Source organism: Mesobacillus persicus (assembly GCF_900109925.1).
Classification (GTDB): domain Bacteria; phylum Bacillota; class Bacilli; order Bacillales; family Cytobacillaceae; genus Mesobacillus_B; species Mesobacillus_B persicus.
In genome coordinates this window covers 1-15,404 of record NZ_FOBW01000023.1, presented here as the reverse complement: position 1 = coordinate 15,404, position 15,404 = coordinate 1, and the positions used below count along the sequence as shown (strand labels likewise).

14 protein-coding genes are annotated in these 15,404 nt (G+C 39.3%); 11 read left to right on the top strand and 3 right to left on the bottom strand.

The window, feature by feature from the left end; genetic code table 11:
- The first annotated feature begins 22 nt into the window (after positions 1 to 22).
- The 5 genes from xylA (at position 23) to BMX30_RS21160 (ending at position 6,497) form a co-directional block, all read left to right on the top strand.
- On the top strand, positions 23 to 1,345 hold the full coding sequence (xylA, locus tag BMX30_RS21180; RefSeq protein ID WP_090750095.1) for a xylose isomerase: 1,323 nt from the start codon (positions 23 to 25) through the stop codon (positions 1,343 to 1,345).
- A gap of 222 nt (positions 1,346 to 1,567) precedes the next feature.
- Positions 1,568 to 3,070 carry a xylulokinase gene (gene xylB, locus BMX30_RS21175; RefSeq protein WP_090750093.1) on the top strand — a complete coding sequence of 501 codons (1,503 nt, stop codon included), beginning with the start codon at positions 1,568 to 1,570 and terminating at the stop codon, positions 3,068 to 3,070.
- Between the two features lie 279 nt (positions 3,071 to 3,349).
- Positions 3,350 to 4,636, top strand: a complete 1,287-nt coding sequence (locus BMX30_RS21170; protein WP_090750156.1) for an extracellular solute-binding protein — start codon at positions 3,350 to 3,352, stop codon at positions 4,634 to 4,636.
- 87 nt (positions 4,637 to 4,723) lie between these two features.
- On the top strand, positions 4,724 to 5,602 hold the full coding sequence (locus BMX30_RS21165) for a carbohydrate ABC transporter permease (protein ID WP_090750091.1): 879 nt from the start codon (positions 4,724 to 4,726) through the stop codon (positions 5,600 to 5,602).
- Between the two features lie 67 nt (positions 5,603 to 5,669).
- On the top strand, positions 5,670 to 6,497 hold the full coding sequence (locus BMX30_RS21160) for a carbohydrate ABC transporter permease (RefSeq protein ID WP_425283794.1): 828 nt from the start codon (positions 5,670 to 5,672) through the stop codon (positions 6,495 to 6,497).
- Positions 6,498 to 6,576: 79 nt separating this feature from the next.
- Here BMX30_RS21160 and BMX30_RS21155 read toward each other — a convergent pair whose 3' ends face one another.
- A complete protein-coding gene (locus BMX30_RS21155; protein ID WP_090750087.1) occupies positions 6,577 to 7,218 on the bottom strand; it encodes a YesL family protein in 642 nt (213 codons plus the stop codon).
- 227 nt (positions 7,219 to 7,445) lie between these two features.
- On the opposite strand from BMX30_RS21155, the gene BMX30_RS21150 reads away from it, so the two are divergent.
- Together BMX30_RS21150 and BMX30_RS21140 are read left to right on the top strand one after the other, a co-directional pair.
- Positions 7,446 to 7,730, top strand: coding sequence for a hypothetical protein (locus BMX30_RS21150; RefSeq protein ID WP_090750085.1), 285 nt, complete (start codon positions 7,446 to 7,448; stop codon positions 7,728 to 7,730).
- Between the two features lie 626 nt (positions 7,731 to 8,356).
- The gene (locus tag BMX30_RS21140) at positions 8,357 to 9,763 is read left to right on the top strand and encodes a fused MFS/spermidine synthase (protein WP_090750080.1); all 1,407 of its coding nucleotides are present in this window, start codon (positions 8,357 to 8,359) and stop codon (positions 9,761 to 9,763) included.
- A gap of 112 nt (positions 9,764 to 9,875) precedes the next feature.
- On the opposite strand, the gene BMX30_RS21135 is transcribed toward BMX30_RS21140, so the two are convergent.
- The gene (locus BMX30_RS21135) at positions 9,876 to 10,451 is read right to left on the bottom strand and encodes a GNAT family N-acetyltransferase (protein ID WP_090750078.1); all 576 of its coding nucleotides are present in this window, start codon (positions 10,449 to 10,451) and stop codon (positions 9,876 to 9,878) included.
- Between the two features lie 92 nt (positions 10,452 to 10,543).
- Here BMX30_RS21135 and pdxR point away from each other — a divergent pair, with 92 nt between their 5' ends.
- Positions 10,544 to 11,905 (top strand): MocR-like pyridoxine biosynthesis transcription factor PdxR, encoded by a 1,362-nt coding sequence (gene pdxR / locus BMX30_RS21130; RefSeq protein ID WP_090750075.1) that lies wholly within the window; start codon positions 10,544 to 10,546, stop codon positions 11,903 to 11,905.
- Positions 11,906 to 12,110: 205 nt separating this feature from the next.
- On the opposite strand, the gene BMX30_RS21125 is transcribed toward pdxR, so the two are convergent.
- Positions 12,111 to 12,701 carry a hypothetical protein gene (locus BMX30_RS21125; RefSeq protein WP_090750074.1) on the bottom strand — a complete coding sequence of 197 codons (591 nt, stop codon included), beginning with the start codon at positions 12,699 to 12,701 and terminating at the stop codon, positions 12,111 to 12,113.
- A 223-nt stretch (positions 12,702 to 12,924) separates the two neighbouring features.
- Between BMX30_RS21125 and BMX30_RS21120 the strand changes: the two genes are divergently transcribed.
- From BMX30_RS21120 to BMX30_RS21110, 3 genes are all read left to right on the top strand, one after another.
- Complete coding sequence (locus BMX30_RS21120) at positions 12,925 to 13,695, top strand: HpcH/HpaI aldolase family protein (protein ID WP_090750071.1); 771 nt, start codon at positions 12,925 to 12,927, stop codon at positions 13,693 to 13,695.
- A gap of 299 nt (positions 13,696 to 13,994) precedes the next feature.
- Positions 13,995 to 14,153 (top strand): sporulation histidine kinase inhibitor Sda, encoded by a 159-nt coding sequence (locus BMX30_RS21115; RefSeq protein ID WP_090750069.1) that lies wholly within the window; start codon positions 13,995 to 13,997, stop codon positions 14,151 to 14,153.
- Between the two features lie 199 nt (positions 14,154 to 14,352).
- On the top strand, positions 14,353 to 15,081 hold the full coding sequence (locus BMX30_RS21110) for a LytR/AlgR family response regulator transcription factor (protein ID WP_139195429.1): 729 nt from the start codon (positions 14,353 to 14,355) through the stop codon (positions 15,079 to 15,081).
- Positions 15,082 to 15,404: the final 323 nt, after the last annotated feature.

Below are 15,404 nucleotides of genomic sequence, written 5' to 3'. Positions count from 1 at the left end.
GGACTATAGGAGGGAAATTGTCATGAGTTATTTTGGGAATATCAATCAAGTGAAATTTGAGGGGCCAGATTCCAAAGAACCGTTTGCATTTAAATATTATAATCCTGAAGAACAGATTAACGGTAAATCAATGGAAGAATTACTACGCTTTGCTGTTTCCTACTGGCATACGTTTACCGGTGAGGGTTCGGATCCATTTGGACAAGGCACAATGGTAAGACCTTATGAAAAATTCACAGGGATGGATTTAGCAAAGGCACGTGTAGAAGCTTCTTTTGAATTTTTTGAAAAGATGAATGTTCCTTATTTCTGTTTTCATGATTTTGATATTTCACCTGAAGCAAATTCCTTAAGTGAAACGTTCCAAAATATCGATACAATTGTCGGAATGATTAAAGATTACTTAAAAACTAGTAAAACAAAATTACTTTGGAATACGGCAAATATGTTCTCCCACTCCCGCTGGTTACATGGAGCAGCTACCGCTCCAAATGCGGATGTTTATGCTTATGCTGCGGCAAAAGTAAAGAAAGGTCTGGAAATCGGAAAGGAACTAGGTGCAGAAAATTATGTATTCTGGGGTGGTCGTGAAGGGTATGAAACATTGCTTAATACAAATATGGAACTTGAACTAGATAACTTAGCTCGCTTTTTCCATATGGCACTAGATTATGCGAAGGAAATTGGTTTTGATGCGCAATTCCTGATTGAGCCAAAACCGAAAGAACCGACAAAGCATCAATACGATTTTGATGTGGCAACAGGAATCGGTTTCCTTCAAAAATATGATCTTCATCAAAAATTTAAATTCAATATTGAAGCGAACCACGCCACGCTTGCAGGACATACCTTTGAACACGAGTTACGTGTGGCGCGCATAAATGGGATGTTGGGATCTGTCGATGCAAACCAAGGTGATCCATTACTTGGATGGGATACAGATGAGTTTCCAACAGATTTGTATTCTAGCACCTTAGCGATGTATGAAATCCTCAAAAATGATGGCCTTGGTACAGGTGGTTTAAACTTTGATGCAAAAGTGAGACGAGGATCATTTGAACCTGATGATTTATTTCTTTCTCATATAGCTGGGATGGATAGTTTTGCGATTGGAACAAAAGTTGCACAAAAACTAATAGAAGATAAAGTGTTGGATAACTTTATTGATGAGAGATATAGCAGCTATAAAGAGGGCATCGGACGTGACATTGTGGAAGGAAAAGCAGACTTTCATAAATTATCCGATTATGCGCTTAGCTTAGGTGAGATTGAAAATAAATCCGGCCGACAGGAGCACTTGAAAGCAATTATCAATCAATATTTATTGAATGCTGTTCGTGGGTAAAATCTAGAAATAATGAACTTGTTTCGAGAAGGGTCTTTGGTTCACTGGTTTAAAAAATAAGTAGAACTCTTTGTGAGGACGGCATTCGTAAAAGAGTGCCTGACCCCTTTTATTTTATTTTTATACTGGCTGTGTTAAAGGTCAATGTTGTTTAGAGTTTAGTTGGAGCATAAATCAACAGTTGCGTTTAACACAGCCTAAAATAAGTAAGGTGGTGAGACAATGAAATATGTGATTGGTGTAGATCTTGGGACAAGTGCAGTCAAGGGAATCTTGCTCAATCAAGACGGGGACATTGTCCTTGAAGTTTCGAAAGAGTATCCTTTAATTCAGGAAAAAGATGGTTATAGTGAACAAGATCCAAAAGAATGGATTGATAAGACTACAGAGGCTTTAAAGGAGCTAGTTGATAAGTTTTCTGGGGATGTTTCTTCGATTGAAGGGATTAGTTTTTCTGGACAAATGCATGGTCTCGTATTGCTTGACGAGGAGAAGAAGGTTCTAAGAAATGCAATTCTTTGGAATGATACCAGGACAACAGAGCAATGTAAGCAAATTTATGACCTTGTCGGCGAAGAAAGGTTATTAAGTATTACGAAAAATCCCGCCTTAGAAGGGTTTACTTTACCTAAGATTCTTTGGGTAAAACAATATGAGCCTGAGTTATTTAAACAGGCTTCTGTTTTTATGTTACCTAAAGATTATTTGCGCTATGTCATGACAGGAACTATACATAGTGAATATTCCGATGCAGCAGGAACCTTGCTGTTAGATATTGCTAAAAAAGAATGGAGCAAAGAGATTTGTGATGTAGTAGGAATCTCTTCACGACTCTGCCCGCCATTGGTTGAATCGACCGCTCAAGTAGGTACGATTACAGAGGACTTTTCGCGAAAAACAGGGTTGTCCAAAACAACCAAAGTGTTTGCTGGTGGCGCGGATAATGCGTGCGGTGCGACAGGTGCATCGATTTTATCAGATGGGAAAACCCTTTGCAGCATTGGTACATCAGGTGTTGTGCTTTCTTATGAGCAAACGAAGGATAGAGATTTTGGAGGAAAAGTTCATTATTTCAACCATAGTAAAGAAGATGCCTACTATACCATGGGTGTAACGTTATCCGCGGGACATAGTTTAAGTTGGTTCCGGGATACGTTTGCAAAAGGGGAAAGCTTTGAAACTTTTCTAGAAGGATTATCAAATGTGCCGATTGGTAGCAATGGACTCCTTTATACCCCATATCTAGTAGGGGAAAGAACGCCCCATGCGGATGCTGTGATTCGTGGGAGTTTTATCGGGATGGATGCCTCCCATAAAAGGATAGACTTTGCTCGGGCGGTGATTGAAGGGATTACGTTCTCTTTACGAGAGTCTATTGATATTTTTAGAAAAGCAGGCAAGAAGATTGATCAAATTATCTCCATCGGAGGAGGCTCCAAAAATGATACTTGGCTTCAGATTCAAGCGGACGTATTTGATGCCAAGATTATTAAATTAAAAAATGAGCAAGGTGCAGCGATGGGAGCAGCTATGTTGGCTGCTTATGGTTGCGGATGGTACGCCTCTCTAGAAGAGTGTGCAAATCAATTTGTTCATTACGACAAATTCTTTGAACCAATTGAAAATAATGTAAAAAAATACAATGAGTTATTTGCTTTATATCAACAGGTTTATAAACAAACAAAAGAGTTAAATGCAGGCTTAAAGAGCTTTCGGAAAATATAGGTTGTTTATGAGTTGAAAAGAAATGAAAGAAGGAGGAAGCTTTTCTTCTTCTTTTTTACATGGTTTTGCAACGAATCAATCGATTATAACCAATGCAAGTTTTTTTATTTTTACTAAAATTCAAGAGGTAAGTTCAAGCTGCAAACATAAAGCATTCTGTCTAAGGCGAATAAACAAGGAAGTATTAGAGGAAAATATGCATGTCTATATTGATACATATTTAAATAGGAGGGATTCATTGTGTATAAGAAGAAAGTTACAGCCATTTCTTTGTTGCTTATGATGATAGTTTCTATCGTTTTAAGTGCTTGTGGTGGTGGTGGAGACGAGGACAATGCAGGCACCACCGATGGAGGTGGCGATGATCAAAAGACAGTGAAATTTATGCATCTCTGGCCAGAAGGTAGTGCAAAACAGCATAACATGATCGTTCAAGACATCGTTAACGCGTATGAAGAAGAAAATCCAAATGTGAAAGTTGATGTTGAAGTTTTATCTAATGATCAATATAAGGAGAAAATCAAAGTACTTGCTTCCTCAAATCAGCTTCCTGATGTGGGCTTGACTTGGGCAGCGGGGTTCATGGAACCATATATTAGAGGTGAAAAGTTTACAAGTCTTGATGATGTGCTAGAAGGGGATTTAAGCGATTCCTTTGTTGCAGGGACAGTAGATGCTTTTTCATCAAATGAAACAGCGTATGGACTTCCACTTGAGTTAAACATTGCGCCTATCTATTATAATAAAAAGATTTTTGAAGACAATAACCTAGAAGTTCCTAAAACCTTTGAGGAATTTAAAAATGTTGTCACAACACTTAGGAAGAATGGAATTACACCAATTACGGTCGGGAACAGAGAACCTTGGACAGGTTCGATGTGGTATATGTATTTAGCAGACCGCATAGGTGGACCAGAAACATTAACGAATGCCATCAATCGAACGGGAACATTTGAAGATCCAGGATTAATCCAAGCGGCGGAAGAACTTCAAAACCTAGTTGACTTGGATGCTTTTGTAAAAGGGTACAACGGACTTGGAAATGAAGAAGCAAAAGGTCCATTTATGAATAACCAAGCTGGAATGTATATGATGGGTACTTGGGAGTTACCTAACTACACAACGAATGAAGATGTTCCACAAGAATTCAGAGAATCAATTGGTTTCTTTAAATTCCCAACGTATGACGGTGGGAAAGGGGATATCAATAGCTTTGTTGGAGGCCCTGGTGTAGGGTTATTCGTTGCTGAGCAATCAAAGGTGAAGGATGAAGCAAAAGACTTTGTTAAGTTCTTCGTTCAAAGATGGGGAGAACGGTCGGTAACGGATGCGGGTGTAATCCCAGCGACAAAAGTGGATACAGCTGAGTTAGACTTGCCTCAAATGTATATTGATGTATTAGATGAGTTAAACAATGCCTCTAATATTACTTTGTATGCAGATGTACAAATGAGCGCAGCTGCCGCACAAGAACACTTGAATTTAATTCAATCATTATTTGGTAAGGAAATTCCTCCAGAAGAATTCGCAAAACAACATGAGCAGGTACTAGAAGCTGAAGATTAAAAACAAGTTGAATTTAAAAAGGGCATATCGAGAATTTACGGATATGCCCTTTTTTCTACTATAAGTAAACAGAGAGGGGATGAACATATGAACAAAGTAATGTCAAATAAATTTGTCATTGCCTTATATATTTTACCAGCACTTCTCTTAATTCTGGTACTCGTGTATGTTCCTATCGTCCTGACCGGATATTATGGGTTAATGGATTGGGATGGAATTGGAGAAATGAGCTTTATCGGATTGGAAAATTACACAAGGCTATTATCCGATCCGAAATTTTGGGGAAGTGCCCTAAACTCTTTGTTATTAGCAATCTTCTCTGGAGTAAGCTTGATCGGTTATCTAGCGATTTCACTTGTTCTAGCCGCTAAAATAAAGGGAGCCAATCTGTTAAGAAAAATCTACTTGATTCCGATGTTACTTTCTTCCGTTGCGATTGCGCAACTTTGGTTAAAGGTTTACCACCCGATTAATGGGCTATTAAACAGCTTCCTTGTCAATATAGGGGTGGACAATCCTCCGTCATGGCTAGCCAATCCAGATTTGGTCTTAGGAGCCATTTTTGTGCCGATTATTTGGCAATATGCCGGCTTTTATATATTGATCTATTACGCGGCTCTGAAAAATATTCCTGATACTGTGATTGAAGCAGCTAAAATTGATGGCGCAAGTCCCTTACAAATTGCCTATCGAATTAAGCTGCCGCTTATTCTTGGTGTTATTAAAGTAACGATTGTTCTATCTTTTGTTGGTTCCTTAAAATACTTTGATTTAATTTGGGTAATGACAGGTGGAGGACCAAATGGAGCAAGTGAGGTTATTGCCTCTTATATGTATAAACAAGCATTTAATAGCTACAACTTTGGTTACGGTAGTGCGATTGGGTTTGCTTTATTATTGCTTTGTTTATTAGCAACGGTATTTATTCAAAAACTAACTAAGTCCGACGACGATATTCAATACTAAGGAGGCTAACACCAACATGAATGGGACAGAGCATGACGTATCCCGTAAGAATAATAATGAAGGAAATATGTTGGGGAAAGTTGGGTATGGCATTCTGTATCTGATCCTAGGGATTATCGCCTTCCTCCAAATTTACCCACTTATTTGGCTAGTGATATTCTCGCTGAAGTCAAACCAAGAAGTTTTTAATGCATCTCCATTTGCATTACCAATTGAACCTAGATGGGAGAATTATACAACCGTATGGACACAAGGAAATATAAGCCTATATTTCTTCAATAGTGTGTGGATTACCTTAGTTTCTGTTATCTTAACCGTGCTTATCGCGAGTCTGGCTACGTTTGCGATTACGAGAATGGTTTGGAAACTAAATAAACTAGTCTTAGGTCTATTTATGGTAGGGTTAATGATTCCTGTCCATTCTACGATTATTCCTTTATTTAACTTTTTCTTAAACATTAACTTAATTGACCATCCGTTAGCTTTGATTTTAACCTACACAGCCTTTAATCTTCCGTTGACGATTATGATCTTACTTGGTTTTTATACGACCTTGCCACGTGAGATTGAGGAAGCAGCTATTATTGATGGAAGTTCCATTCATCGAATTTTTGTGCAAATCATCTTACCGCTGACGATGCCGGTCATGTCAACGACATTTATTATTAACATGATTTATAACTGGAATGAATTTGTGTTCATTAACACGTTTATCAGTTCAGATCGTTTTAAGACATTAACCGTTGGGATTCAAAATTTCATTGGGCAATATAGTACGGATTGGGGAGCCATTGGGGCAACGTTAGTGATCAGTGTTTTACCAATCCTCATTGCTTTCGTTTTCCTTAGCAACAAGATTGTCGAAGGAATCGCTGCTGGGGCAGTTAAAGGATAAGCAGAGAACAGAAAAGAAGAATAACTTCTCAATGAAGTTATTCTTCTTTTATTAGGAATGAAAAGAGAATTTGTGGCCTTTAAGGCTCTTTCGTAATGTCTTTTCGTTTTGCTTTTTTTCGATCAATAGTTAAAAAGCTTTGGTAACAAGACCACATAATCACAAATGCAATCGCACTTCCTCCAAAGAAAATCGAAAAAGGAGGGAGGATATTGGCCATCAAATAAATCAATGCTAAACCTAATAACATGATGACATTATAAACTGGATTGATCAACATGATTAAAAAGGCATTCTTTAAAACATTAAAAAGGCTTACATTATAATGAACAAACGAGGGGAAGGCATAAAGCAGAGCTAAACTAAAACTGATGACCAAGATAAGCAAAGGATACTTACTCCATTGAAGCAAAGGATCGGAACTATGGTAAACAATATTCAAATCAAAATAGATTAAGAAACCGATAACCAAGAGGATTGCGCCAAATAGATTGCTTCTTAGCCACTCTTTTCTGTAGGTATGCCAAAAGGTTTCAAAAATAGAGATATCCGATCTTCCCATAATCCATTTCCGAATAACAGCAAACATGGCTGTGGTCGCAGGAAAGAATCCGAGCAAAACTAGACCTAGTAGAGAAAAGAGAAACCATAATAAATTAACCAAAGCAAACCGCATTACCCACTCATTTGCACGGTAGAAACCTGAAATGAACGAATTCACCAGTAACAACTCCTTCCGTACTGTTTACGATTAGTATTTCTTGGAATTTGAAATCCATACGTATGAGCAAGCATTTTCCATAGAGAGTAGTCAAGCTTGAAGGTAGAACTGTGGAGAGCAACAAAGTGTGCAAAAACACCCTTATTTATAAGTTTCGTATTACACACATAAACCCATTGTTAATTGGAGCAAACTAACAGTAAGTAATTCAAATAGGAGTGATGATAGTGCAAACATATAATCAAAATGCCTTTCCACCATTTAGACGGGGACCCGAGGCTGAACCAATAAAAAATGCTCACGATCAGTATGATGTTTATGTTAATGAAGAGTATATTGGGAAAAAGACGTTACTGACGCAATCTGAAGAGGTTGAAGATATTGTTGATTTTTTAAAGGTACAAGGGATTGAAGGGGTATCGACTCACTTAGATGGTGATCATTTTGTCATTAAATCGGAAGAACCTGAGCATCTTAAACAGATCTTGCAAACCTACCTGAATAATCTATAATTTAAACAAGGCTATGTTATACGTAGATGTTGATTTCCGCTCCAGGCACTTCGCTTTCCGCGGGCAGTCCGGGAGCCTCCTCGTCGCTACCGCTCCTGCGGGGTCTCCCTTGGTCTTGCACTCCCGCAGGAGTCTTCGTGCCTGGAGCTCCAATCAACCTGCTCAAAATCAACATTGTCCTTTAACACAGCCTTAAACAAAAAGAATGGAATGGATTTCCATTTAGAAAAGGGTATCCATTAGGCCGAAATGCCTTTGCGGATTTTGATTATTTTATATATAAACATCTTGAGTAATCACGGAAAAGGCGCCTCCTATCATTTTTACAAGGGGGCGTCTTATTTGATTTTTATTCTTTAGGTCTTGTAGAGTGAAAAATGGTTGCGGTATAGTGAAAAGTAAATCAGTTAGTTCACCCTGCTGTAAACCAGCTACTTCTATCAGCCAACAAATACCTTTATTACTTGCAGATGGAGTTTGAAAACTAAAAGATCCTTCGGTTTCGTTAAAGCATAACGTGTTTTTAATCATCAAATCGTCAGTGCTATAACCTCCGAAAGTAGAATTGTCTTAAAATCAATGAAGCTGATGAACCGACCCTTTAATTAAAAGACTTGGAGTTTATTATGCAAAAGAAAATTTATCTAAATTTATTTTTGGTCAGTTTTGTGATCATGGGATTAGAGATGACGGCGACGAGGTTGATTGCGCCGTCGTTTGGGAATACCGTCTACACATGGGGGATTGTCATTTCTGTGTTCCTGATTGGTTCCTCGATAGGGTATTCGCTAGGGGGAAATCTTGCAGACAGGAAAAATGGACTTGAATGGATGCGCTGGTTCTATATATTAGGCATCCTTTTCATCGGTCTGATCCCCTTGATAAAAAGCGGAGTATTCCCGTTTTTAGAGTTTGTGTCGAGTGTACCAGGTACGACGGTCGGTGTCCTAATTCTCTACTTTATCCCCAATATTCTCTTCAGCATGATTGTGACGATGCTGATGAAAATGGGGCTGGATAAAGAGTTGAGCGGAAAGGCGATTGGAAATCTTCACACAGCTTCTGCTTTAGGCAGTGTTCTTGGAACACTGGTCACTACTTTCTTCTTTATCCCTTTGACCAACATAAATACCGTCATAGCGATATTTGCTGCGATGATCTTTCTTCCTTATTTATTTTATTTTGATACCAAGAAAAAGATGGAGACCATTCTTTTAGTGCTACCGATTATGGGGATTTTCCTTCCTTTTGTGCCGGGAAACCTCTCTTCATCAGGCATCCTTTATGATGAAACAAGCCTTTATCATGAGATTCAGGTTTTTGAAACGAGGGAGTTCGATGGGATGACAGGTGATCTCCGCTACATGAGATTTGGGATTGAGGACACGGTACAAGGGCTCATGGATATGGAAGACCCGGAAACCTTAAAATTGGATTATACCCAACATATTTGGGAAGCAATTGAGCGGCACGCACCAAACAATGAAAGTATTTTTATGATTGGGCATGGAATTGGTTCATTAACGAGGCAGTTTGAAAACGAAATCGAAGAGGTGAAGGTGGTGGAATTAGATCAAGCGGTTCTCGAAGTTAGTAGGGAGTATTTTCTATATGAAGGCGATAGTGTTGAAATTGGTGATGGACGTAAAATTCTTCAAGAGCAAAGGCGCTTATACGATGTCATCGTCCTTGATGCCTACCATAATACGAACATGATTCCGTTTCACTTGATAACAAGAGAATTTTTTACACTAACAGAGGAGAAATTGCAGGAGGACGGAATTTTGATTATCAATGCGATCGGAAAGCCTGCAGATGACCCGGTGATTGAAAGCATGGACACCACCTTGAAAAGCGTGTTCAACGAAGTACAGATACTCGCAGAAGATGAACGTAGTGAATGGCAAAATCTATTAATCATGGCAAGCAATAAACCTCTGACCTCGCAAACATTTAAAGGGCTGACGCCTGTAAAGGTAAAGGGTGGGGAACTCATTTCAGACGAGGATACGAAACTGAGAAACTTAAATTAATCAATCGTAAGGAGAGGGCTGGTGAATAATTTTCTCCAGCCCTTCTAAGGTATTTATTCCAGTGGGAGCTTGAACTCTAGATTGCAATTCCCAATCTACTATTGGGATTTTTCTATTGTTGTAATAAACGTTTTTCGAAGTCTGTTTTTACTTGAGCCCATTCTTCCCGGATGATGCTGTACATGACGGTATGACGGATTTCTCCTTCTTTGCGAATCATATGGTTTCGCAGGATACCTTCTTTAACTGCGCCAATTCGTTCGATTGCTTTTTGGGACCTGATATTTTCATGTCCTGTCTTGATTTGAACACGGTTTAGATTCAGTTCCTCGAAACAATATTTCAGCAGCAAATATTTGCAATGGGTGTTGATGTTTGTTCGCCAATACCGGGGATTGATCCAGGTTGAACCGATTTCAATGCGCCGATGATGTTTGGAAATATCAAGGAACCAGGTAGCACCAATGATTGATTGGTCCTTTTTGCTGATAATCACATAAGCAAAATCAGTTTCGTTCTCTCGTTTCCTAAGCGCATCCTGTACATATTGAATAACACTATTTTTATTCGTCAAATCAACGGACATATGCTCCCATATTCGCTGATCCTGAGCGGCTTTAAAAATGCCTTTGATATGATTCAGTTCCATCGGAATTAATTGGACGACCGTATTTTCTAATCTTTTCATTCTTATCACTCCTCATATGTTTATTAAACTTCAATTCTGGTATGATGGTTAGAACCAAAACTTAAAATAAAAATAATACCAGGTGACCTATTATGGAACTTCAAATCATTTTCAAAGGAAATCATCCCAAGTATATACAAATCTATCAATCCATCCGCCACTCCATCCTCGACAAAAGGATGCCAGCTCATCACAGACTCCCTTCGAAACGAAATTTGGCACAGCAATTAAACGTGAGTATCATGACGGTGCAACTAGCTTATGAGCAGTTGCATAGCGAAGGCTATATCTATTCCGTTGAACGAAAAGGATATTTTGCCGCAGTAATTGATGAGGATTGGCAATATGTAGAGAAGTCCACTGTACTAGCGGTGGAGAATAGAAACACGGACAGTTATATCAATTTTAAAAATGGTCAGGTGGATGCCAGCGCTTTTCCTTATAAGCAATGGCTTAAGCTCTATAAGAGGGAACTGCATGAAGGCAATGGGGGTAATGCACCGTGGCAAGGAGAGATTTCCTTAAGAGTGCAAATTGCCCATTACTTGCAGCAAGCAAGAGGGCTTTCATGCCAGCCGGAGCAAATCTTTTTGTTCAGCGGTTTTCAACAACAGCTGATGAATATAAGCCTGTTTTTTCAGAGGCCGGCGATCGGTATGGAGGAACCTGGATTTGTCCGGGCCAGGTCTGTTTTTGAACAATTGCAGATGGAGTGTCACCCTATACCAATCGATGCGGAAGGCAGTTCTATTCCGAAGCAAGCAGTAAAGCTTTTATATACAACACCTGCCCATCAATATCCGACTGGTGTGATTATGACTGCAGCCAGAAGAATGCAATTACTGAAATGGGCATTAAAGAATGATTCGTATATTCTCGAAGATGATTACGATGCAGAGTTCCGTTATACAGGTGCGCCTATTGCAACTTTGTCCCATTTGGATCATTGTGAGCGCGTGCTTTATTTTGGAACCTTTTCAAAAACCTTGCTGCCGTCTCTTCGAATGAGTTATATGGTCATACCTACAACCCTTGTAGCCAACTACGAGAAATTCAACGTTTTTCAGAAGTCCTCCGTTTCAAGAATCGACCAGCAAGTGCTTGCCATGTTTATGGAAGAAGGCCATTATGCGAGACATATCGCTAAAATGAGGTCATTGTACCGAGCAAAACGAAAGGTTTTAATTCAATGTATTGCCGATTCTTTGGGAGAGGAATACCAGGTCATAGGGGATTCAGCAGGTTTGCATATCCTCCTGCAGCTTCCGGGAGGATTGGAAGAGGCGGAAGCGATAGACCGGGCGAAGAACGCTGGAGTCGACATCGATGCTGTGTCAATCATGTACCAGCTTGCAAAGCCAAAGAACCAAATCATGCTAGGTTACGGTGCCCCTTCGATGGAAGAAATCTCCGAGGGAGTTCAGCTGCTGGCAAGTGTTTGGAGAAAAGGGTAGTATAGAGGTTTATTTTATAGATTTTTTTAAAGGTAAAAAGTTTCGGTAGATGATCAAATCAACTACCTTGAAGAATGTGAACTGTTGTCGGGAAAGCCATTGAAGTGGGCTATCGTTCGATTGATCCGCTCAAGCTTATGGGGAGGGTCAAGGGACAGGCAACGTGGTCTAAGTTAGGACACGGTGCCTGTCCCTGAATCCGACTTCATTCTTTGGGAGCAGGATGGTCGCCAATCTGCCAGCTTTGGAAATCAACCACTTTTCCATCCTCAGAAAGGCCTTTGACGGCATTAATCTGTCCTATTGCGAGGTAATAACGCCGGCCATCTTTTTCGACAACCGTTGCTTGCTTGTATTCTTCCTCTCCAAGTGAAAGGGTTTCAATCCTAGTGATCTCGAGATTGTTTATTTCACCGATAATGGTAGGGATGTTGATCACTTCCGTTCCGTTATGGTCAGTCTCGGTGTAATAATCATGATACACCGTAAACTGGTTATTTTCTTGATGTTCCCATCCATTCCCACCTGTATTTTCCCACTTCCCCCTTTCATTCTTTTTAAAATAGGCACGTGCTAGAACAGCCCCCTTGATATGGGGCATTTCCTCCTGATCAGGAATGGTCGTGTATAATACGATACTGACTCCGTTTATTTCTTTAACGAGGAGCACATCTTCGACTTCATAAGGAAGGTCCTTCGCAATCGCTTCATCAAGAGTTTTGTACCCGCAGCCTGCCAACAGAATCCCGAGAGAAACAATCATCAGTAAAAATCTCATTTTTATCAGACCTTTCATAAAAATCAATCATCTCCATTTTACAAGGAAAGAACAGAGTAAGCTACGTTTGGCTTCCAATACCGTGATTAGATGGAGGAGACAGTTTGGTCACTTTAATCGGGGGCATAAGACCTTGCCAAACCCCACATGAACAAGCTTCCAAATTTCTAGAAATCCTTCTATACAACCCATTTTTTTTGTCATATTGTTAGGTTAATAACTTCTTTAAGGAGATGGATAAATGAAGAATTCATTAAAAAAGAAACTAGCAAATAATGAAAAGGTTTTCGGAACTTTTATTATGACAAATGGTTTGGATACGGCTGAGATATTAGCACATGCTGGGGCGGATTGCATTATGATTGATGGCGAACATGGGTCAATGGATCTCGAAACAGCGGGGCGCATGGTTTCGATCATAAGAGGGACATCAACCGTTCCCTTACTACGAGTAGCCGGAAATGAGCAATCGCTGATTAAAAGAGGATTAGACACCGGTGCTGCGGGGATTATGATTCCGATGGTGAACACAAAAGAAGATGCCGAGAAGGCGGTGAGGTTTTGTAAATACCCGCCACTCGGTGTCCGTGGCATGGGAGCAGGCAGGGCGATTTTGTTTGGAGCTGGAGCAGAAGAGTATGAGAACTATTTTAAAGCTGCCAATGACGAAGTATTGGTCATAGTTCAAATTGAGCATTATACGGCGGTTGAAAACATTGAAGAGATTCTATCGGTCCCAGGAATTGATCTAGCATTTATCGGACCAATGGATTTGAGTACCTCGATGGGACTACAAGGACAGATAAATCATCCTGAAGTTCAAAAACAATGTCAGAAGGTCATCGAAGCGTGCCAGAAACATAATGTAACCCCAGGAATCATGACCTGGTCAGGGGCAATGGACCAACATTTAGACATGGGATTTACCTTCCTATTAGGAGGAATCGATGCTGCGATTCTATATCAAGGAGTCAGACAGCTAGTTACCGAGTTTAAGAGTACTGGGAAATAGGAAGCAGGGGGACGGTTCTCCTGCTTCCTTGTCCTGTTTAATACTTCCTCTTAAGTTTCAAGCGATGGAAGCAAGAGAACCGTCCCTAGGGCAACAAAAAACAAAAGTTGACAATTTTCGAGTGATTCCTGCGAAAGATTAGAAAGCCGATTTATCCTACTGAAATTACGTTAAAAAGGATTCAAATACCGGATTGATACACTCTAGTAAATCTCGTTAGACGCCCCTTACGTTTAAAAACAAAAAAATAGAGAATATAATTAAAAAACTATTGTAAAAAACAAAGGGGTTTCTAGTAAATGAATAAATTAAGTGATGATTTTTTATTAGAGGTTTACGAGAAGGCAATCGCATTAGATGTGGACCAAGAGTTTATTAACCTACTAAAACAAGAGATGAAACGAAGAAAAGAAATCGGTCACAAATATAACCAGTCCGCTTCCTCCCCGCAGAGTTAGGAGGTTGAGGGCTTTTATAAATAAGTGGAATTTATGGTAAATACTTGCCAATTCCTTAAGAGCGACAGTTTCTCAAAGAATGAATGTTACAATGGGAGTGTTCACAAAAACGCCACAATCTTATATAAAGGAAGAACTCATCAATTTAAGCCTTCCAAACTAGGAAATTAGGCAACCAAGAGAGAAGGTGGCATCTGAAGTGAACTCAAAAATCAAAGTAGCGATTGCAGAAGGTCATCCAGGCGCTAAAGAATGCTTTGCGACTTTTATTGAACCTCTCGAATCCTTTGAAATAGTAGGGTTTGCTGATAATGGAGAAAGTTTGCTTGATTTGAATAGTAAACTAAAGCCAGATATAATCATTGCAGATATGAATATGACGTTAATAATTGGAAAAGAAGCGATTGCAGCCTGTTTAGTTGTTAACCCTCATTTAAAGTTTATCTTTACGTCAGCCCATAGTGAGTATGCTGTCCATGCGTTTGACTTGAATGCCGTTGACTATGTCATCAAGCCAATTAAAAAAGAGCGGTTATACATTGCTTTAGAAAAGGCGAAAATGGCCATCTCAAAACAGAATCTAGCGGGAAAGAAGAAAATTCTAACCTTACAGATTAATAGAGATTCCCATTTTATTCATTTTTCAAAGATTATTTATATAGAAAAAGCGAATCGCAAAACGATTGTTCATACGCTTGATAAAAAATACGAAACAAATGAATCTTTAGATAGTATTTCTAAGAGACTGAACAGCGACTTTTTTCGAACACACCGCGCTTTTATTGTTAATCTATATTACATTTCACAAATTACTACGGAGGGCGAAGGTTATCTTGCCTACCTAGAAGATCATCCCCACTTTGTACACATTTCCAAGCTTCGGATAAAAGAACTATACAAAGAGATATCCTTTATTTCAGGAGAATAGGCAGGGGACGGTTCTTAAAGCGGACAATCGGAAGTTTTGCATGTAAAAAGGCACAACTAGTGAGAATGAGCTAGTTGTGCCTTTGATGTTTTTTAGGCTGAAGATCCATACGCAAAATTTTTGATTGCCAGAGAAGAATGAAGTCGCGGCCCCTGGCCTATGGGAATTCAACCTTTCGGTTTCATTTCTTTTTTTGCCTTTTGATCCTCTTTTTAGGCCTGATCATATAGATTTCCCTAATTTTTATTGGTTTTGAATATAATTTCCCCCTCCCCAATTAAGAGGCTTTTTTTACAGATGTTCAGTTTGATTGTTTTAAGATG